Raw genomic sequence first — 1,293 nt, forward strand, 5'->3', positions numbered from 1 at the left:
TTCAGGCTCGTGGGTACTCGACCGAGGAGTTGGGCGGCCAGGGTCAGGGTGACGGTGTTGCGGTGGTGCAGGACGGCGACCAGGACGCGGTGGCGGTGGTCGACGAAGCCGACCCCGGGGTTGTATCCGCGCCGGTTGATGCCCTTCCTCTTCTCGCGTTCGGTCTCGGCCAGGACCCGGCGGAAGGGTTCGAGTTCTTCCACGAGCTGGTCGAACTGCTCGCGGGACATGCCGGTCAGGGCCGGATGGGTGAGGAGGAAGGTGGCTTCGGCCGGGATCGGGGGTGCCTTCACCTCTTCCGGCTCGACTTGGGGTTCCTGTCCGGGGTGGCGTGGGGCGATGGTGTAGTTCCACTCTCCGTGGAAGTCGTCGCGTGCGATTCGCTGCAGGATCGCCGCGCGTTCGGCCTTGGTGAGTGTCCGGCCGGTGGGGTACTCGTTGTCGTCGAGGACGGCTTTGACGGTCAGCCCGGTGCTGGTGCGGGTGGCCGAGATGGTCTGGAGCAGTACTTCGTAGCTGGTCAGCGGCTGGCCGCGCAGGCTGTGCGTGATCCGGGAGAAGAGTCGGTGTTCGACCTTGTTCCATTTTGAGGTCGCGGGCGGGAAGTGCATGACGGTGATACTCAGTTGGCACTCGTCGGCGAGGGTGGCCAGGTCGTTCTTGAACAGGTGGGAGTCGGCCGAGTTGGCTCCTCCGGAGTCGGCGGTGACCAGCAGACGGGTGGCGTCGGGGTAGTCGAGGTGCCCTTGGTGGTTCCACCAGCGGCGCAGGGACTCCACGGCGAAGGCGGCGGTGTTGCGGTCGGTGCCCACGTTGACCCAGCCGGTGTCGCGTCCCAGGTCGTAGATGCCGTAGGGGATGGCGATCGGGGTGTCGGGGTCCAGGAAGTCGTGGTCCGGGGCGGTGATCGGCTCGCCTTTGGGACGCCAGGTGCGGCCGGAGCGGGCGAAGTCGCCGATCGGCTCCTTCTTCTTCGCATCGATGCTCACTACCGGTAGGCCTTGCTCCAGGAAGTGTTCGACGGCGGTGTTGATGTGGCGGAACTGGGCGTCGCGGTCGGGCACGTGGCTGCCGGCGCGGGTCTTGGCCATGCCCTGCAGGCTGAAGCCCAGCCCGCGCAGCAGGTCGCCCACCACGGGGGCGCTGACCGGATGCCCTGCCTCGGTCAACTCCCGGGCCAGGTCCCGTAGCGAGGCGGTGGTCCAGCGCAGTGGCGAGACCGGGTCGCCCACCTCCCGCGGCTTGATCAACGACTCCAGTGCCGCCACCAGACCGGGATCGCGTTCAGCGGCA

General features: G+C 67.9%; 1 protein-coding gene. It reads right to left on the minus strand.

Annotation, left to right across the window (positions count from 1 at the left end; genetic code table 11):
- A partial coding sequence (locus ACWC9T_RS35295) for an ISAzo13 family transposase (protein WP_449825157.1) occupies nucleotides 1-1,293 on the minus strand: 1,293 nt, incomplete at both ends.

The sequence above is a fragment of the Kitasatospora sp. NPDC001159 genome (genome assembly GCF_053598235.1).